This is a genomic window from Limnobacter humi (genome assembly GCF_024518835.1).
Taxonomy (GTDB): Bacteria; Pseudomonadota; Gammaproteobacteria; order Burkholderiales; family Burkholderiaceae_B; genus Limnobacter; species Limnobacter humi.
In genome coordinates this window covers 227,436-246,492 of the sequence record NZ_JANIGO010000003.1, presented here as the reverse complement: position 1 = coordinate 246,492, position 19,057 = coordinate 227,436, and the positions used below count along the sequence as shown (strand labels likewise).

The following is a 19,057-nucleotide window of genomic DNA, read 5'->3' as shown; positions in this document are numbered from 1 at the left end:
ATTCATGTGAACACCATCAAGAAAAGTCAGGGGCCAATCGCCGTGCTATTGGGTATCCTGTTGCAAGCGGGTGCTGTGATGGCCACCCGTGATGTCGGCCTTGTACAGGCTCAAACCGTGAGCCCCAGTGCAGCCAATGTACCGGTCATTCCAGCCTGGCCCAAACAACCTGGTGCTTTACCCGCACCCTGGAAAACCCAATTCCACCCCAAGGTACCCAAGCACACCGATTTCAAGCTCATCAGCTTTGAGGGCCAAACCGTGGTGCAAGCCAAATCCGAGTCTGGTTATGGCTCGGTCGCCTTGGCGTTCGACAAGCCCAGCGAGTTCAACACCCTACAGTGGAGCTGGCTGGTGCAGCAACACCCCAAAAACGCCAATCCCAAAACCAAGGATGGGGACGATGCAGGTGCCAAACTGTGTGTGTTTGTGCAAATTGATGAATCCACACTCAGCTTTGGAACGCGTTTGAAGCTGGGTGCTGCGCGCACCTTGTCGGGTGAAGATTTGCCAGCGGCCACCCTGTGTTACATGTGGGCTGCCGAGGGCACGCCCACTGGGGAGGTGTTCAATAACCCTTACACTGACCGGGTTCGGAACATGGTGATACGCGCCAGTGCGGAAGGCACCGCGCTGGTGAATGAACAGCGCAATGTGCAGCAGGATGCCCGGCGTGCCTTCGCGAAGGAATTGCCAGAAGGGCCTGTGAAGTTTCTGGGTATTGCGTTTGGTGCTGATGCGGACAACACCCAAAGCACAGCCTTGGGGTTGTTCGGTAGCGTATCTGTGAAGTGAGGGTACAGCAAGGCTTCGGACTGTACCGGAGCGCTTGCTGTCTTTTGCGGATGACTGTTCAAGTGCATCGAAAGTAGGAGGGTCCAACACCGCCAAAGTTTTTTAAATGGGGTGCCAACAGGGGGATGATGTCGGACGACACACCAAACCATTGGGCAATATTGGCAATCATGTGATCAACAGAGGTGGTCGGTATCAGACGCCCTCCGTCGATGTTCTGTTCGTCCTTGCGGGAGATGTCCGCTGCCTGGCCGTAGAACCCTCCACCATTCACCGCACCTCCCAGAACAAAATGATGACCACCCCAGCCGTGATCTGAGCCATCCCCATTGGTGGCCAGGGTACGACCAAAATCAGACGCCGTGAATGTGGTGACCTGATCAGCAACTCCCAACTCAACAGTGGCCTCATAAAACGACGCCAAGGCGTTGGCCAGTTTTCTCAACAACTCCGGATGAGTCGCCTTCAAGTTGTCGTGAGTGTCAAATCCGCCCAGAGATACAAAAAATACCTGCCGTTTGACACCCAGTGTTGCTCGTCCCGCGATGGTACGAGCCACTGCTTTCAACTGACTGGCCAATGAACTACCGCTCTCGAATGCAGTGGAAATATTCACTGGATTAAACGCCCCAGCGAAAACACCCGATGCTGCAATTGAACGTGACGTCACGGTATTCAGGTAGGCCTCTAGATAATTTGAACTGCCACTGGTGATCAGTTTTTGGAGCAATTGACCACAGGCTTTGGATGAACTGATATTGTCCAAAGGACCAATCGGGATCGAGCCGTTGGGGGTGATTTGATAACTGATCGCTTTCTCACCAGATAAAAAAACCGCATTGCCAGACACCGAGATGCAAGTGAAGCTTGAACCGCCGTTGGTGGACAGCATCAAATCACCCATCTTTCCGCCCCAGCCGGCAATCCCACCTTCAGCCATGTTGGACTGCCACAGCGACGATTGATCATTGTGAGAAAAAAGCTTTGGCGGCAGTCGAACCGTGCGCTTGGTGTAGGTGTCCAGGTTGGTCGGTTCAATCAAGGGCCCCACATTGAGCTGAATGCCCAGACGGCCCATTTGGAACAGCGGCATCAAGGCCTGCATCTGCGGCGCCAGGGCCAACCGCATCCCACCAGGCAGGGACTGCGATGGGTTCAGCGTTGTGGACGACAAGGCATCTTGTGCAATGGCCACAGACGGCCGGATGCTTTGATATTTGCTGTAAAACACATTGTCCACTGGAATCAGGGTGTTGGCATGGTCATTTCCACCGTGCAGGAACACGCACACCAGCGCTTTGTAATCACCATTGGTGCAGGTCGCCGCAGCGGCTTCTCCCATGCCCGCCAGTGTCATCAAGAATGGAGACGCTAGCCCCGTGGCTGAGAGTTGGGCTGTGCGCTTCAAGAAGGCGCGTCGTGAAATGGATTCTGATTGATTGAGTTTCATCTGGACTCCTCACTTTTGAATCATGTACTGGGGGCAACTCAACACCAGCAGCAAGGCCGCCTCAACCCGTGATTTCAAACCATACGAATTATTGGCTGCCGCTGGGATGGTTGCCACCGCCGCCGCCATCTCCTTCTGGATGGTCGCTGGAATGTCTTGCCCTGCCAGCAACAGGGCGATTCGACCAATCAGTTGGGGTGTGTCCAGTGCCAGTTGAATCAGTTCTGTGTAATCCGCCTTGAGGGATGAGTAATTTCGGACCACGAAATACATGTAGTTGATGTAAGCCGCGATGGAGACTTCGTTGTGTATCTGAAACTCTGGGCCAACCAATCCCCGGGTCGCGAAGGTTTGATCGGGTGGTACATAGTTGGGGCGGTAAAAATTGAATACGCTGGGCGCGCGGAACGGGCTTTGGCTAAAGCGGGTGGCCGCATCAATCGTGCTATTGAAATTCCAGTTTGGATCATTCATTTTCGCGTTGAATGTTCTTGCCCATTGAATCAAACGCGACACCGGTGACCGCAAACGTCCAAAACTGGGGTTTGCACCCATGGAAAGATCTCGGGCCTCCCGGTGCAGCAAGATGCTCCGAATCACCGCTTTCAGATCACCCCGCACGCCCTGCCCATTGTTTTCAAATGCCTGGGCCACATCGGCAACATACGCAGCACTCGGATTGCTGGTCACCATTTTCTGGATCAATTGTTTGGCGATAAACGGCGCAACATTCGGGTGTGCGAACAAGGTGTCCAGTGCGATTTTCAGGGCTTCCTCTGCTGGCGTGTTGGCCGGAATGGTCACTCCCAGAAATTTGATCGAGTCTGGCGAGTGCTTGGAATCGATCACCACCAATGGGTTGCGCATGGCAGCCGGATTATTTGGACCGTTGCCGGTCTTGTCCAGATTCCACCCGGTGAAAACCTTGGCCAGCTCGGTGACGTCTTGCTGTGAATAGGTTTCCATGGGACTTCCGGTCGCGTCCAGTTTGAGGGTGCCATCACGGTTCAATTGGTACAGGCCCACTGTGAACAGTTGCATTACTTCGCGGGCGTAGTTTTCATCCGGTTGGCGTCCGGTGATTGGGTCCGCCTTGGCGCTGCCCACGATGTTCAGAAATTTGCCCATGGCCGGGTTGCGGCTGATGGCGCCCAGCAACTCCCTGAAGTTGCCAAATGCATGCTGGTTCAGGAGATCCCAATACCCTGCCATGTAGAACGGTTGCCATTCCCCGGAAAGACCTGCCAGGGAGACAACCATGATCTCAGACCAAATCAGCGCCATTCTTTTGCGCAGGGTGTCCTCGGAGGACAGCAATTCTTTCCAGGCAAAATAATCCGCGTAGTCGATGTTGTACATATAACTGCTGTCGGCACGGCCACGCTCGATCAGCCAGTCCCAGGCGGTTTGCTGCACTGGTAAGGAAAATTGACTGTTTAGCCAGCCGCCATAGCCGGTTTTCATCAACACGCTGATGTCAGCTGGTTTGGCAAACATCTGGGCTTGCCCCAGAAACCTGGACGCTTCTGCTTCGGTCATGGGAACAGTGTCTGGCGCTGCACCGGGGGCAGCGTTTTCGCCGGCGGATGCCAACGCGGCAGCGGATGTGGTGCCCTCTCCGCCGCAAGCAGAAAGCAGCAGGCCCCCAGCACTGGCGAGGCCCAAAGGCCAATGTTGATGCGTCAGCGGTATCAACACAGGAGCCTCTGTTGAATCACTGTCTGGTTTTTCGTTGAGTTCGACTGTCATGGTGCACTCTCAAAAGAACGGTTGACGACGTTCGGTGAGTGGCCAATATAGGACAGAAGAATCAAGGGGTATGCCCAAAATCTGGGGGCTCACCCAACTGGGCGAGCGCGGTGATCAGCCCTTGCTGGTTATCGGTGCTGCATCAGGTTCAATGTGCTAACAATGCGCTCGCAATAGCGGGCAATCTGGTCGATTTCCAGGTTGACAGGGCTGCCTGCCTGGAGGTGTTTCAGCGTGGTCATTTCCACGGTATGGGGAATCAGGTTGATGTGGATATCAGATTCACCGCTTGCCAAATCGTCCACTTTGTTCACCGTGAGGCTGACGCCATTCACCGTGACCGAGCCTTTGTAAGCGAAGAAGGGGCTGAGTACCTTGGGCGAGCGGATTTGCAGGTGCCAACTTTCTCCCACCGGCGAGAAGTCAACCACATGGCCCAGGCCGTCCACATGCCCACTGACCAAATGGCCACCCACCCGGTCCGACAGGCGCATGGCTTTTTCCAGATTCACTTCACCGGGTTTGGCCAAGCCCACTGTTTTGGACAGGCTTTCCTGCGACACGTCGACCCAGAAGCGCTTGTTTTCCATGCGGACCACGGTCATGCAGGCCCCCTGAATGGCAATGCTGTCGCCCAGCTTCACATCTGAAAAATCGAGCGTGGGGGCATGCACGGCAAGGCGAACGCCAGCCCAGGCGGAGTCCTGCAGAGGGGAAACGGATTCGATTGTTCCGATGGATTCGATGATGCCTGTGAACATGGTACTACTCCAAAAATGCTCAATGTGTTTCTGTTGAACGCACCCAAACCACTTTCAGGTCGGGGCCAATCGATGTGTGACTGTGCAATTGCCAAGGCGTTTGGTCGGGCAGGGCGGTCAGTTCGGGCAAGCGGAACGCCTGCATGCCTGGACCCAGAAAACGCGGGGCGATGTATTGCACCACCTCATCAACCAAGCCAGCCTGAAGAAATGATCCATTGAGTCCAAAACCCGCTTCGAGGTGTACTTCATTGATGCCACGTTCAGCCAATTGCTTGAGCAGCAGTGCAAGATCGGTCTTGGGTTTGTTGGCCTTGCTGATCGAGCTCACCCCATGAGCCTGATGAGGCAGGGTGGGGGCAACATTGAGTGTGACTATGCCAGTTGAATTGGGATGTGAGTCTATCCAGGCCGGGCGTTGCGCGTTGGCATGGGCAATCCAGATTTCGCCGGTTTGCAGCAAGGTGGCGTCAGGTGCTATCTCAAAAAAACTGTCAACCACCACCTTGATGGGCTGGCGTGGGGTATTGATTCCGCGCACGTTCAACTGTGGGTTGTCTGCCTTCACCGTGCCAATGCCAGTGAGCACGGCACAGGCCTGGGCGCGAAGGTGGTGGCCATCTTGCCGGGCTTCAGGGCTGGTAATCCATTGGCTCACGCCGTTGTTCAAGGCCGTGACTCCATCTGCACTGGTGGCCACTTTCAGCCGTACCCAGGGGCGCTTGCGTTCCATGCGGCTAAAAAAACCACGGTTCATCCATCGAGCCTCAGTTTCCAATACACCTTGTGCGGTTTCAACGCCAGCCGCTTGCAACAGCGCCATGCCTTTTCCAGCGACCAAGGGATTGGGGTCCAGTGTGGCCACCACCACACGCTTGACGCCGGTGGGAATCAGCGCTTCCGCGCAGGGGCCTGTACGCCCATGGTGGGCACAGGGTTCCAGCGTTACATACGCCGTGCTTCCCTCCAGGCTTACACCACGCGCTGTTGCATCGGCCATGGCTTGCACCTCGGCATGGCCTTCACCGGCTTTGGCGTGAAAGCCTTGGGCCAACAATTGACCCTCTTTCACGAAGATGCAACCCACACGCGGATTGGGTGTGGTGGTGTACTGGCCCCGCCAGGCCAGTGCCAGGGCTTCCCGCATCCAGTCAATGTCGTGTTTGCCGTTTTGTTCTTGCGCAGTGGCCATCATGAGGCCTTTTTCACAGCCCGGGGTTTGCTGACCGGTTTCAACTCACCGGAGTCAGCAGGTTTGATCAGCAGTTTCGCGATTTCTTCGGAAAAGCGCTGCAGGTCGTCGAAGCTTTTGTAAACCGAGGCAAATCGAATATAGGCAACCGGGTCCAGCTGTTTCAATTGCTGCATCACCAGCTCGCCAAGAAATTTGGTGTCGACTTCACGTGTCGCATTGATCAACAGCTTTTCTTCAATGCTGGTTACCGCATGGTCAATTGCTTCAGCGGGCACAGGGCGCTTGCGAAGCGCCAGCATCAAGCTGCCACGAAGTTTGTCCCGGGAAAATTCAACCCGTGAACCATCTTTTTTAACAATGGCCGGGAAGAACAATTCAGCCCGTTCATAGGTGGTGAACCGCTTGCTGCAACTGCCGCATTGGCGACGCCGGCGAATGGCATCGCCATCGTCCGAGGTACGCGAGTCGACCACCTGGGTGTCAGCGTGGTTGCAGAATGGACATTTCATGCGAAGGGCCGTGTTGGGTGCGAATGAAAAAACACCGAGAAGCGGTTGGGCAATCTCGGTGTTTTGAGCGCATTTAGTGGCTGTAGACCGGGAACTGGCTGGTCAGTGCCTGCACTTTGGCTCGCACGGTTGCCAACGTGGATTCGTCTTCCGGATTTTCCAGAACGTCGGCAATCAGGTGTCCAACTTGGCGTGCCTGTTCTTCCTTGAAACCACGAGTCGTCATGGCTGGGCTTCCCAAGCGGATGCCACTGGTCACGAACGGTTTTTCCGGGTCGTTGGGGATGGCGTTTTTGTTCACGGTGATGTGTGCTTTACCCAGTGCCGCTTCCGCCGCCTTGCCGGTAATGCCTTTGGCGCGCAGGTCCACCAGCATCACGTGGCTTTCTGTGCGGCCGGAGACAATGCGCAAACCGCGTTCCACCAGGGTTTCAGCCAGGGCTTTGGCGTTGGCCACCACCTGTTGCTGGTATTCCTTGAATGCGGGCTGCAGGGCTTCGTGGAAGGCCACCGCCTTGCCAGCGATGACGTGCATCAGCGGACCACCCTGAATACCCGGGAAAATGGCGCTGTTGATTTGTTTGGCAATGGCTTCTTTCATCAAAATCACGCCACCGCGTGGGCCACGCAGGCTCTTGTGGGTAGTGGATGTGCACACATCGGCGTGGGGTACCGGGTTGGGGTACACGCCCGCAGCAATCAGGCCCGCATAATGGGCCATGTCCACCATGAAGTAAGCACCCACTTCCTTGGCGATTTTTGCGAAACGCTCGAAGTCGATGCGCAGAGCGTAGGCAGAAGCACCAGCGATAATGATTTTTGGCTTGTGCTCGCGAGCCAGTTGTTCCACCTGCTCGTAATTGATTTCTTCCTGTTCGTTCAGTCCGTAGGACACCACGTTGAACCACTTGCCCGACATGTTCAGTGGCATACCATGGGTGAGGTGGCCTCCCTCAGCCAATGACAAGCCCATGATGGTATCGCCGGGTTGCAGCAGGGCAAAAAACACAGCCTGGTTGGCCTGCGAACCCGAATTCGGTTGCACGTTGGCAGCTTCTGCGCCAAACAACTGCTTCAAACGGTCGATGGCCAATTGTTCAACCACGTCCACGTGTTCGCAACCACCGTAGTAGCGCTTGCCTGGGTAACCTTCAGCATACTTGTTGGTCAGTTGGGAGCCTTGGGCCTCCATCACGGCGGGGCTGGCATAGTTTTCTGAAGCAATCAGCTCGATGTGGTCCTGCTGGCGGGTGTCTTCCAGCTGGATGGCTGCCCAGAGTTCGGGGTCGGTTTGGGCAATGCCCTTTTGGCGGTCAAACATGGTGATTTCCGTGGGAAAGGATTCCGTCAAAAACGGGATTTTAAAACTGCGTCTGCTTCGCACCGCGGCTCACGGTGTGGTGCATCATCCGCGAACGAATTCAGCCCGCCATTTTAATGGATTTCAGGCGTTTAGGCCACACGGCCGTCGACTTCATCAGCCGCCGGGTTCCCGTCTGTACCGGTGAGGTGGTCCGTGTAGGCCCAGTGCACAATGTTTCGGCGCCCGTTGGCATGAATATCCACCACATGAATGCCACAATTGGGCAGCAACCAAGCTCTAGGCTTGTGTAGGGGTTCGTCGGTGCAATGGCGGTAGATGGAATCCAGCACCCCACCATGAGCCACCAGCAGCAGGGTTTGGCCTGCATGGGCTTGATGCAACCCTTGCACACACGTCACCACCCGCTGGCTGAATTGAATCAGCGACTCCCCGCCTTGAATCACAGTTTCCGGATCCCGGACTTTGAGTGCTGCAAACTCGGCTGGGCTTTTGGCATGCATCTCGTCGCCGGTGAGTCCGGACAGGTGGCCATAGTCACGCTCCCGCAGTGCGGTGGTGATGTGCAGTGGGGTTGGCCGCGACCCGTGAATGAGCTTCGCCGTGGTCAGCGCCCGGTTCAGATCGCTGGACACCCCCTGTTGATACAAGCCATGAGGGCACCCCAAGGCGGTCTCCAGTTCGCGCAAGCAGTTTGCCACCTGCCGGGCTTGATGAAGGCCTCGGGTGTTCAACGGGATGTCGGTGTGGCCCTGAAACCGTTTTTCCTGATTCCAGTCGGTTTCGCCATGGCGCACCAAAATGAAGCGTGTGGCGTCCATCGCTTTGGGCCAAGCGGCCAGCAAATCTTTCATGTCAGGTGAACGCGGGCAAACTTGCGTTTACCCACCTGGATCACATAGCGGCCAGCGGCCAGGCGGGTGGCTTTGTCGCTCACCTTTTCTCCGTCAATTTTGACGCCACCTTGTTCGATATTGCGGTTGGCTTCGGATGACGAGGGTGCCAGCTCGGCAGCCTTCAGAATCCAGGCCAGCCCTGCTGTTTCTTCACCGGCGGGCAGGTGGAGGTTCACCTCCGGCATGTCGTCGGGCAGCACGCCCTGTTTGAAGCGGGCTTCAAATTCAGCCAGGGCATCCACGGCCGATTGGGCGTTGTGAAAGCGCGCCACGATCTCCTGGGCCAAGGCCACTTTGGCATTGCGGGGGTTTGCCCCTTCAGCGCAGGCCTGTCGGAGGGCTGAGATCTCTGACATGGGCTTGAAGCTGAGCAGGGTATACCAGTCCCACATCAGGGCGTCGGAAATGGACATGATCTTCCCGAACATCTCCGTTGGCGACTCGGTCACGCCGATGTAATTGTGTTTCGACTTGGACATTTTCTCGGTGCCGTCCAGCCCAACCAACAGGGGCATGGTCAGGATGCATTGCTGGGCCATGCCATGCTGCTTTTGCAGTTCCCGACCCACCAGCAGATTGAATTTCTGATCTGTCCCACCGATTTCCAGGTCGCTTTTGAGGGCGACCGAGTCGTAGCCTTGCATCAGGGGGTAGAGAAACTCATGCACCGCAATGGGGACCCCCGATTGATATCGTTTGGTGAAGTCGTCTCTTTCGAGCATTCTGGCCACGGTGTAGCTGGAGGCGAGGCGAATCATTCCGTCGGCACCCAGGGGCATGCACCATTCGCTGTTGAAACGGATTTCCGTCTGGTCAGCATCCAGTATCTTGATTGCCTGTGCATGGTACGTCTGGGCGTTCTCCTGGATCTGTTCCCTCGATAGGGGGGGGCGCGTGCTGTTGCGACCGGACGGATCACCAATCATGGAGGTGAAATCGCCAATGAGAAAGATGACTTGGTGGCCCAAGTCTTGCAGGTGTCGAAGCTTGTTGAGCACCACGGTGTGGCCCAAGTGAATATCGGGCGCTGTGGGGTCCAGCCCGAGCTTGATTCGCAGGGGTATGCCGGTCTGTTCACTTTTTTGAAGTTTTTGAATCCAATCGGCTTCGATCAACAGTTCTTCGCAGCCGCGTTTCGTGACTTCAAGCGCGTGGGCGACTGAGTCGGATAATTTCGTTTCCGCTTGTAAATTATTTGACTCACCGCTAACAGGTGACTGGTTCATTTGGCAATCCTTTGTTACACTCCGGTTCGGTCAGTGTTGTTTTTATGGAAAAAGCCGTGTTTAGAGCCCGTTTTGGGTTCCGGTTAACCCCCACAAATCACAACAAATTCAAAACCTACAATACAAAACATGATGCTTCAGACATTCCTAGAGCGAGCCATCGCCGCAGCAATTCGCGGGATCAATACCGCAAAGCACCTGGTACACAGTGGGCTGCAGTTCGCGGATTCCGCATTGCCTGCTTCACACATTCATCGAAAGTGGGTCATTGTAGGGTGTTTTTCCCTGCCTGTTTTGGGCGCTGTGGTTGCAATTGCCAGCTCTGGCGAAAATTCGCCCGCCACGTTCCAAGCTGGCGATCCTGCCGCGGTGGTCCAAGCCATCGACCTCAACCTTGCGCAGGTGGGTGTCTACGCGGTTGACCCGCTGGTGGCAGAAGAAAAAATTCGCCGCGGTGAAACGCTGGTTGAAATGCTGGAGCGCCTCAATGTCAACACCACGGGCCTGTCGACCTTTATCAAGAGCGATCCCGTGGCCAAAAAGCTGTCGAACCTTCGCGCCGGCCGGGTGCTGAGTGTTCAGCAAAATGCCGCTGGAGACCTGGTTTGGTTGCGTTACAAAAGTGGTGTGGATGAAGACAGCCAGGAATCCATCCTGGTACAGAAAGTCAACGGACAGTTCTCTGCCAAGCTGGAGTCTGTGAATTTTGAAAAGCAGGTGGTGTTCAAGTCAGGGCGAATCGAGTCCAGCCTTTTTGCTGCAGCGGACAAGGCAGGGCTTCCGGACTCGGTGGCCATTCAGTTCACCGAAATCTTTGGATCTGACATCGACTTTCACCGCGAGCTTCAGCGGGGTGATGAATTTCGGGTGGTTTATGAAGACTTGTTGATCGATGGGCGTTCTGCGCGCGCTGGCCGCGTACTGTCCGTGGAATTCATCAATGCAGGTAAAGAACACAAAGCCTATTGGTTTGCGCCCAAAGGGCAACAGGCCGGCTACTACAACGAGGAAGGCCGCAGCTTGAAGAAGTCATTTCTCCGGGCGCCATTGGCTTTTTCTCGGATTTCTTCCGGTTTTACCACAGCTCGTTTTCATCCCATTCTTCAAACCTGGAAAGCCCACAAAGGTGTGGACTATGCGGCAGCCACGGGGACTCCGGTCATGGCAACAGCCAGTGGCATCGTGAAATACGCGGGTCAACAGAATGGCTACGGCAATTTCATTGAGATCCAACACCCTGGTGGCATTTCAACCGCCTACGCCCATCTGAGTGGCTTTGCCCGCGGCTTGCGCAAGGGGCAGTCTGTTGAACAGGGCCAAATCATTGGTTTTGTGGGTTCAACAGGCTGGGCAACCGGGCCCCACTTGCATTACGAATTCCGCGTTAATTCCGTCGCCCGCGATCCGCTGTCCGTTAAAGTGGCGCAGGCCATTCCGTTGGACCGTGCCGCACTGACTGAATTCAAGCGGGTTCAACTGGGCATGGACCGCCGAATGGCGCTGGCTGCCCAGGTACGCGTCGCCAACGCACAATGATTCTGTTTGGGGGCATGTCTGGCACCAGCACCGATGGTGTGGACGTAGCCGCCCTTCACTGGCTGCCCGACGGGCAGCTTCGCTTTCTGGGGATGGTATCCCAGGCGTTCGAACCTGGGTTGCAGTCGAACCTGCTGGCCTTGCAGGCGGTGCCCCCAGTCCCAGCTTCCCTGTCCGACGATCCCTTGCTGTTCATGTTGACGGCGCGCCAGGCTTTGTCCGATGCCTATGTGGATGGCGCACGCATGCTGCTGTCCACCATCGGGCTGGACTCCACGGATGTGCGGGCATTCGGTGTTCATGGACAAACGCTGCGCCATCGCCCCGACCTGGGCTTCACCTATCAGATCATGGATGCCGCGCGTGTGGCCACTCGTCTGGAAATTCATGTCGTGCACGATTTCAGGGCCAAGGATGTGGCTTTGTCGGGGCAGGGGGCCCCGTTGGTGCCCGCATTTCACCGGGCTTGGCTGGAGGCCCGCGGAATGTCGAACGGCACCGGGGTGTTGAATCTGGGCGGGTTCTCCAATTTGACCCTGTTGGGCACCTCGAACACACCGGTGACCGGCGGGGACTGTGGCCCGGCCAACTGCCTCATGGACGCCTGGGCCTGGCGAACACGTCAGCAAACCATGGATGAGGACGGGCTCATGGCCGCAGCGGGCCATGTCGACCAGGCTTTGTTGTCAAGCCTGTTGTCGCATCCCTTTCTGGCGAGGGCTTGGCCCAAGAGCACCGGTCGTGATGATTTCACATTGGCATGGCTGGATGATTGTTTGGCTGGTTTGCACGGTCGCCCAAGCGATGAGGATGTGATGCGGACCCTGCTGGAGTTTTCGGTCCAGTGTGTTGTTCGCTGTTTGCGTGAGAATTGCTCAAACCCGCTTAACCGCTTGGTGGTGTGTGGCGGGGGGGTACGCAACCCGGTGCTGATGAGCGCGCTAAGCGCAGCGCTTGCACCGCTGGAGGTGCGTGGTTTTGACGAACTGGGTCTTCCCGCCCAGGCTGTGGAGGCCTGTGCTTTTGCCTGGATGGCCGGGGCTTTGCTGTCGGGTACGCCGGCCAATTGTGTGGGGGTAACTGGCGCAAGCCAAGCCGCATTGCTGGGCAGTGTTCAGGCCTGGAATTGAGCCCCAGGGTTAACGGCTTTCATGTTCCTCCGGTTGGTTTTGAGAGGTTCTCTGCCCTCGGACTGGAAAGAGCTCCGACAGTACCTTGAATCCCTGCTCCGGCTCTCCTGGCCGGTAAGCAATGTGGATTGCATTGTCTTTGAACACCACCGATTTCCGCTGCCGGGGTGTGGCCGGGCACACCGTAACCAGGCAGGGGGCTGCCTGTTTGTGACTCTGGATTCCCTCCACGGCGCGTAAGGCCTCTGAGGACTCCTGCTCCGAACCTGCATAAAACACATACACCAGCAAGTGTCCGTCCAGGGTGGTCTGTTGATGATTGTTGCTGTTTCGGAGGCGTTCAAATTCAATCTGATCAAAATGCTGCATGGGCATGTAACTTTGTGCACATTCAAGCGATTCTTTGGATGGCGCCAGAACCCTTGCAATCAAACCGGTTTCAGAGCGTTTCTGCTCATGCAGCGACAGCAACTGACGATCCTGAATCGATGGCAAGGACACCTGAAACACGGACCCCCGAACCTGGCCACGAACCACCCGGTTTTTACACTCCGTGTGCGCCTGGATCTGTTCGCTCAATTCTTGCACAATGGTGGAACCATGCCCCCAGCCCTTGTGTACCTGGTTGGCTGGGTCTGTGTGCACGCCAGGCCCGGTGTCGATGATTTGAATGCGTGCTTTTTTGCCTCGCCCCCGCACACCAATGACCACACCGCCACGTTCGGTGTATTTGATGGCGTTGTCCAATCCATTGCGCAGGATTTTGGTCAGGGATTCCACATGCGTTAGTCCCTCGTGCAAGCTCGGCGAATAGCGCAGCTCCAATCCTTTGGCATTTGCCAGCAGGCGATATTCTTCGACCAGTGGTTCAATAACATCGCGCAGCCGCACCGGTTTCAGAGGGCCGAACTGATCGCTGCTGGGGTACTGAAACGCTTCCTCCAGTTGCACAAAAAACTCCTCCATCATTTGCTTCAGGGCTTTTTGTGCGGTTTGGATGTGCTGGTATCGGGCTGTGACTTCGGGGTCTTTGGCAATGGCCTTGCCCACGCTGGCAAGAATGCCCAGGGTACTGAGGGGTTGGCGCAAGTCGTGGCGAAAGTCTTTTAGCAATCGCCGGCTTTTGTAGGCAATCTGCATGGCCGCCGTTTCAATTCGGCGGTCGGGTGTCTGAATTTCCCGGTTTCTCATTTTGGTTCTGTCCTGAACCACCATGTGCAACACAGCGGCAATCGCCAGTGTCCACGCTACGCCTTTTGTAAAGTAGGGTAGCGTGTCCGACACGACAATGCCCTGGGCTTCCAGTTGGACACAGAGCGCTGCGAGCAAGAAAGCCCCTGCAAAGCTGAGCGCTTTAATTTTGCCGGGGATGTGCAGTCTTTTGTAGCCCATGATCAGATGAACCAGAACCAGGGCCAATAGGGAGTTCGCCAGAATGATGCTTTCAAAACTGCCGATGTAGGCGCCGACGGTCAAGCACACAAAACACAGCACGGGCCATAGGAGGTGCTGGCGATCATTTTGCTGCAGGCCCACCATTCGGTTCAGGTAAGCCATGGTGAACAGCCAGCCGGATGCCCCTGTAATCAGTGCAAACCAAATGTTTTTTTCCAGATCATCGAGAATGGGCGGTGTACCCCAGTATGTCAGCATTAACTGGAATATCGTACCCATGGCACCCAGGGCATTTTTGCGTTGGTTGGGTAGCGCATTGCCCAAACAAGGATAGGCGGTGACTCCCAACAGAGCTGCAGTGATCAGTGCTTCTAGTGACATAGACTACGGCGTTTCGACCCGACGTCGTGGATCGGGTCTTGTGGAGGCAACAATCAAGCGGATGCGGTGTTCAAGCGTGGAATTTTTCGATACAAACTCACGGCTTGGGTGCGGTTCTTCACGTTCATTCGGGTAAAAATTTCCCGCAAATGGGTTTTAATGGTCTCTGGGGACAGGTCCAGTTTCCGGGCGATTTCCTTGTTGGACAATCCCGAGGCCAGGTACTGCATCACCTGTTGCTGTTTGTGCGTGAGTTGAATACTGTGTGGCTGGCCAGACCGTCCGGTGATGTGTTCACCCGATGAACTGCGATTGTTCAATGCATTGGGCCGCCATTGGACTTGAACACCAGCCCGTGTCAGCGCTTCCAGCAGCAATGCCGAGGTGTGTTCAAACCCCTCGGCTTTTGACAAGGTCCAGCTGGGCGCCCGTTCGTTGGGTTGAACAGTCATGAGCAGGGATTCATCGCCGCTCATGATCACCATGGGCAGGTCTGAGTTGATGCTGGCCAAGCCGTTGATCACCTGTTGGCCTTGTGCGTCGGGCAGCCTCAGGTCAGTGATAATCAGCGAGGGTTGATGCACGCGCAACAATTCTCTGGCGTGGTCCAGTGAGGCAGCGCAAAGAATCTGCGCATTGGTGGCTACAAATTCAACAAGATCCTTGATGCCAGTTGCAAACAACGGGTGGTCTTCAACCACCAAAATCTGATTATTGACCATGGGTATTCTCCTCCCGGGCGGGTTAATTAAAACGGCGTCACTACAAATGTGATGTCCCCATCATCGGGGGATCCCAACCGCTTTCCAACCCTCTTTAGGGTGAGTAAAACTGGAGTTATGAAGGTCGTCAATCTTTTCGTCCACAAAATGACCCAAAATTGGTGAAAATACGTAATTGCCCTAGGTCAGTTCAGTGACCGATACGCCATGAATTCTTGTTTGACCTGTTGAATTTTCAGAAATGCATCAGACGGATTTCATTACAATGGAGTCACTTCCAAACATGGTGGCACCATGAGATCACGCACAGGCAGCACACCCAAACCCGTTGATGAAACCCAGGCGCGCGTTCGTCGCAAGGAGCAAACCCGGCAGAACCTTCTGCAGGCCGCTTTGAACCTGGTTGGCAACGGCAGCAGCTTTACAGCATTGGGTATTCGAGAAATTACGCGCGAGGCTGGTGTGGTGCCCACCGCGTTTTATCGCCACTTCAAAACAACGGATGAACTGGGTCTGGCCTTGGTGGAAGAGGGCGGAATTACCCTGCGTCGATTGCTGCGTGAGGCCCGTCAGGCGAGCCTGCCTGGCGAGGACATGATCAGACACTCCGTCAGTGTGTTTGTGGGGTATCTTCAGCAGCATCATTTGGAGTGGAGATTTGTGAGCTCGGAGCGGTCGGGTGGTTCGGCGGTGCTTCGCGCTGCCATCCGAAACGAGATCGCTCATTTCACCCATGAAATGGCCACAGACTTGCGTGCACTGAATATTTTTCCCAAGCTGGCGACCAACACCCTGCAATTGATCTGTAGCGTGGTGGTCACCTTGATGATGAATTCTGCCGTGGATTTTCTGGACATGAAACCAGGTCAGCCGGCTGTGGAGCGGGAGATGATCGACAACTTTGTCAAACAGATCATCATGGTGTTTCTGGGTGCTGCCCACTGGGAAGAGGAGCCCACCCACTCGTTGTCGGACAAAATCGCGGGACGGCAATGAAACCGGCGGTGATCTATGTCGACCTGGATGGCACGCTCAGTCCGTCCGACGTGTTGGTGGAATCCTGTCTGCTGTTGCTCAAGAAGAACCTGGCCTACGGATTCCTGATGGTGTGGTGGGCCTTGAAGGGGGGGTGGTATTTCAAGCAGGCCGTGGCTCAGCGGGTGAGCCCGGTGCTCGATCGCTTACCCATTTGCAGTGAAGTTCTGGACCGTTTGCAGCAATTCAAATTAAGCGGTCATGTGCTGGTATTGGCCAGTGCTTCCATGAAGCGCGATGTTCAGAAAGTGGCTGACCGCCTGGGTGTGTTTGACCGTGTGATTGCGAGCGAAGACAGCAATCTGAAAGGGGTGCGCAAATTGGCCGCCATCGAGGCAGATGCTGCAGGCGCACCGTTTGTCTATTTTGGTGATGCCGCCGTGGATTTGCCGATTTGGAAACAAGCGGCGCTCGCCTACGGCGTGAATGTGTCGCCGGTGGTGCAGGCCCGGGCCAAAGCGGCTGGTATTGATTTGCAGCGGATTGATACCCCTCGCCTGTCAATGCGGGTCTGGCTGAAGGCCATGCGCATTCAGCAATGGGCCAAAAATGGTCTTCTGTTTTTGCCGCTGATTGCGGCCCACAGTCGGGACCCTGGCTTGTGGCTGTCCATGGCATGGGGCTTTGTCGGCTTTGGATTGGTGGCCTCGGCCACCTACATCTGGAATGACCTGATGGATCTCGATTCGGACCGACAGCATCCCCGCAAACGCCATCGCCCCATGGCCAGCGGTGCCGTGTCTATACCGCAGGCTTTCCTGTTGATGGTCGGGCTGGGCGTGCTTGGTTTTCTGGTGGCGCTGCTGGGTGTCAATGTCCAGTTTTTTGGGGTGCTGGTCATCTACACCGTTGTAACGCTGCTGTACACCTTTGTCTTTAAACGCACAGCCTTTGTGGATGTGCTGCTGTTGGCCCTGTTGTACACGGTTCGGGTGATTGCGGGTGGGGTGGGCACAGGCATTGCCCTGTCCAGCTGGCTGTTGGCGATTTCGCTGTTTCTGTTTTTAAGCCTGGCTTTGGTCAAGCGTTGTGCAGAGCTGGAATTTTTGCAGATTGAAGGCAATGTGCCACACGGCCGTGGTTACCGGATGAGCGACCTGAGTTACCTGGTGTCCATGGGCATCTCCAGTGGATTCGTGGCCGTGCTGGTGTTGGCGCTGTATGTGGACAGTCAGAATGGATCGCGACTGTATTCATCGCCACAGTACCTGTGGGGCATTTGCCCGTTGTTTCTGTATTGGTTGATGCGGATCTGGATTCTCACCTCCCGAAAGGAAATGATCGACGATCCAGTTCACTTTGCCTTGAATGATCGTATCAGTTGGGGCTTCCTGCTGGCGACCATGATGTTGTTTGCCTTGGCGGCCTGACCATTCGACGAACTTTGACACCATGCCCAATACCCGTTTTGGTTTTCCTGTAACGACTGCACAAGCCCGAGGTACGTTCGGTTCCGTGGTGCTGGTGACCCTGGTTCTCAAGCTGTGGCTGGCGCACTGGTTTCCGATGACCAGTGATGAAGCCTTTTTCTACCTGTGGGCTAAATTTCCGAACTGGGGATACTACGATCACCCGCCCATGATTGGCTGGTGGTTATGGGTGCTGGACCACCTCGGTGGCTCGCCCCTGGTGGTTCGAAGTGCCACCGTGGTGCTTACCACAGTGATTGCCTGTGGCGTGGTTGTTCTCTTGAAGCGATTGCTGCCCGCTGAACAGGAAGCCCGGGCCTGGTTGGCTGGGGCGGTGTACCTCAGTTTGCCCGTGTCATGGTACGGGGTGTTTGTGACCACAGACACCCCCCTAATTTTCTTCATGTCGCTGGCGGTGTTGACCTATGTGCTGGCAGTGCGCAAAGGCTCGCATGGGGGTGTTTTTCTGGCTGGCGCATTCACGGGTTTGGCCTTCTTGTCCAAATACTTCGCAGTGCTGTTGGGTATTGCCTTTGTGTTGCACCTGCTGTTGGTGCAACGCAATTGGCGCATGGTGTTGTGCCTGGCTGCCGGGGGGTTGCCGTTTGCATTGGTGAATATCGCCTACAACGCTTTCAACTGTTGGAACAACATCATGTTCAACCTGGTGAACCGGCATGAAGATGCGCACCTGGGTTGGCAAACCGTGGTCACTTACCTGGGCATGATGTTGTATGTGATGTCCCCGTGGGCTGTTTGGGCTTTGGTGAAAGGCCGCGCAGGTTGGAGAGGCCATTCTGCGCTGGTGGTGGCCTTGTGGGTTCCGCTGGCCTTGTTCCTGTTTATTTCACTGGAAAAAACCATCGGCCTGCATTGGGTGTTGGGTTTTGTTCCCGCCGCATTTGTGCTGTTGGGTTTGTCGGCCACTGCAGAGCAAATGAAGCGCTTTGTTCGCTGGAATGCTGTGTTGGCTGTGCCCCATGTGGTGCTGTTTGCACTGCTAATACATGCCAGCCCCAACATCTGGAAAAGCAGCTTCCGGGACGACGTGGTGTTTCACCGGCAGACAGACAAGGTGTTGAAAGGCTTGATGGCAGGCATGCCCAAAGGCGCTGTGTTGACCACGGTGGCTTATTCTCCGGCCTCGCTGTTGACCTATCACCATGGGCAGGTGGTGCCTGTGTTTGGGCCTGGGAAATACCACGCCCGCAACGACGATGTGTTTGTGGATTGGCGGCAGATGGCGGGGAAAGACATTCGGATCGTGGCCAAGGACAAGCCGATTGACCCAGCCAGCTACGCACCGTATTTTGAGTCGTCCACGGTGAAAATCGAAACAATCGAGGGAATTCCGTTCACCATTGTGGACGGTCACGCTTTCGATTATGAAAAGTTTCGGAATGTGGTACTGCGTGAAGCAGTGACCAAGTATTACAAGATTCCCAAGGGCTTGCCGGTGTTTGACTGCCCGTTTGGTCGCAAGTATGGGTTTGAAGCGGAATGCCGCATTGGGGACATGGGGGTATTGAAATCGCTGTTGAAATAAA

16 protein-coding genes are annotated in these 19,057 nt (G+C 55.6%); 6 read left to right on the top strand and 10 right to left on the bottom strand.

The window, feature by feature from the left end:
• Window positions 1-6: 6 nt before the first annotated feature.
• Window positions 7-795 carry a DUF3047 domain-containing protein gene (locus NQT62_RS10505; RefSeq protein ID WP_256764654.1) on the top strand — a complete coding sequence of 263 codons (789 nt, stop codon included), beginning with the start codon at window positions 7-9 and terminating at the stop codon, window positions 793-795.
• Window positions 796-853: 58 nt separating this feature from the next.
• On the opposite strand, the gene NQT62_RS10500 is transcribed toward NQT62_RS10505, so the two are convergent.
• The 8 genes from NQT62_RS10500 to tyrS form a co-directional block, all read right to left on the bottom strand.
• On the bottom strand, window positions 854-2,245 hold the full coding sequence (locus NQT62_RS10500) for a DUF1501 domain-containing protein (protein WP_256764653.1): 1,392 nt from the start codon (window positions 2,243-2,245) through the stop codon (window positions 854-856).
• Between the two features lie 9 nt (window positions 2,246-2,254).
• Window positions 2,255-3,994: a DUF1800 domain-containing protein gene (locus NQT62_RS10495; protein ID WP_256764652.1), complete on the bottom strand. Its 1,740-nt coding sequence runs from the start codon at window positions 3,992-3,994 to the stop codon at window positions 2,255-2,257.
• 128 nt (window positions 3,995-4,122) lie between these two features.
• Window positions 4,123-4,755 (bottom strand): riboflavin synthase, encoded by a 633-nt coding sequence (locus NQT62_RS10490; protein ID WP_256764651.1) that lies wholly within the window; start codon window positions 4,753-4,755, stop codon window positions 4,123-4,125.
• Window positions 4,756-4,774: 19 nt separating this feature from the next.
• Window positions 4,775-5,950 (bottom strand): bifunctional diaminohydroxyphosphoribosylaminopyrimidine deaminase/5-amino-6-(5-phosphoribosylamino)uracil reductase RibD, encoded by a 1,176-nt coding sequence (gene ribD / locus NQT62_RS10485; protein WP_256764650.1) that lies wholly within the window; start codon window positions 5,948-5,950, stop codon window positions 4,775-4,777.
• Window positions 5,947-6,459, bottom strand: coding sequence for a transcriptional regulator NrdR (gene nrdR, locus NQT62_RS10480; RefSeq protein WP_256764649.1), 513 nt, complete (start codon window positions 6,457-6,459; stop codon window positions 5,947-5,949). Before nrdR ends, ribD begins: the two co-directional genes overlap by 4 nt.
• Window positions 6,460-6,532: 73 nt before the next feature.
• The gene (gene glyA, locus NQT62_RS10475; protein WP_256764648.1) at window positions 6,533-7,780 is read right to left on the bottom strand and encodes a serine hydroxymethyltransferase; all 1,248 of its coding nucleotides are present in this window, start codon (window positions 7,778-7,780) and stop codon (window positions 6,533-6,535) included.
• 131 nt (window positions 7,781-7,911) lie between these two features.
• Window positions 7,912-8,634, bottom strand: a complete 723-nt coding sequence (locus NQT62_RS10470) for a histidine phosphatase family protein (RefSeq protein ID WP_256764647.1) — start codon at window positions 8,632-8,634, stop codon at window positions 7,912-7,914.
• Window positions 8,631-9,902 carry a tyrosine--tRNA ligase gene (gene tyrS / locus NQT62_RS10465; RefSeq protein ID WP_256764646.1) on the bottom strand — a complete coding sequence of 424 codons (1,272 nt, stop codon included), beginning with the start codon at window positions 9,900-9,902 and terminating at the stop codon, window positions 8,631-8,633. Before tyrS ends, NQT62_RS10470 begins: the two co-directional genes overlap by 4 nt.
• 129 nt (window positions 9,903-10,031) lie before the next feature.
• Here tyrS and NQT62_RS10460 point away from each other — a divergent pair, with 129 nt between their 5' ends.
• Both NQT62_RS10460 and NQT62_RS10455 read left to right on the top strand, forming a co-directional pair.
• A complete protein-coding gene (locus NQT62_RS10460) occupies window positions 10,032-11,438 on the top strand; it encodes a M23 family metallopeptidase (RefSeq protein ID WP_256764645.1) in 1,407 nt (468 codons plus the stop codon).
• Window positions 11,439-11,452: 14 nt separating this feature from the next.
• Window positions 11,453-12,568, top strand: a complete 1,116-nt coding sequence (locus tag NQT62_RS10455) for an anhydro-N-acetylmuramic acid kinase (RefSeq protein WP_256764644.1) — start codon at window positions 11,453-11,455, stop codon at window positions 12,566-12,568.
• Between the two features lie 9 nt (window positions 12,569-12,577).
• Here the strand turns inward: NQT62_RS10455 and NQT62_RS10450 are convergent, their stop codons facing one another.
• Both NQT62_RS10450 and NQT62_RS10445 read right to left on the bottom strand, forming a co-directional pair.
• Window positions 12,578-14,344, bottom strand: coding sequence for a sensor histidine kinase (locus NQT62_RS10450; protein ID WP_256764643.1), 1,767 nt, complete (start codon window positions 14,342-14,344; stop codon window positions 12,578-12,580).
• A 53-nt stretch (window positions 14,345-14,397) separates the two neighbouring features.
• Window positions 14,398-15,066, bottom strand: coding sequence for a response regulator transcription factor (locus NQT62_RS10445; RefSeq protein WP_256764642.1), 669 nt, complete (start codon window positions 15,064-15,066; stop codon window positions 14,398-14,400).
• 294 nt (window positions 15,067-15,360) lie between these two features.
• Here NQT62_RS10445 and fabR point away from each other — a divergent pair, with 294 nt between their 5' ends.
• The 3 genes from fabR to NQT62_RS10430 are packed head-to-tail and all read left to right on the top strand — an operon-like array spanning window position 15,361 to window position 19,056.
• On the top strand, window positions 15,361-16,062 hold the full coding sequence (gene fabR, locus NQT62_RS10440; RefSeq protein ID WP_256764641.1) for an HTH-type transcriptional repressor FabR: 702 nt from the start codon (window positions 15,361-15,363) through the stop codon (window positions 16,060-16,062).
• Window positions 16,059-17,471 carry a UbiA family prenyltransferase gene (locus NQT62_RS10435; protein WP_256764640.1) on the top strand — a complete coding sequence of 471 codons (1,413 nt, stop codon included), beginning with the start codon at window positions 16,059-16,061 and terminating at the stop codon, window positions 17,469-17,471. The genes fabR and NQT62_RS10435 overlap by 4 nt, the downstream gene beginning before the upstream one ends.
• 22 nt (window positions 17,472-17,493) lie before the next feature.
• Window positions 17,494-19,056, top strand: a complete 1,563-nt coding sequence (locus NQT62_RS10430; RefSeq protein ID WP_256764639.1) for an ArnT family glycosyltransferase — start codon at window positions 17,494-17,496, stop codon at window positions 19,054-19,056.
• Window position 19,057: the final 1 nt, after the last annotated feature.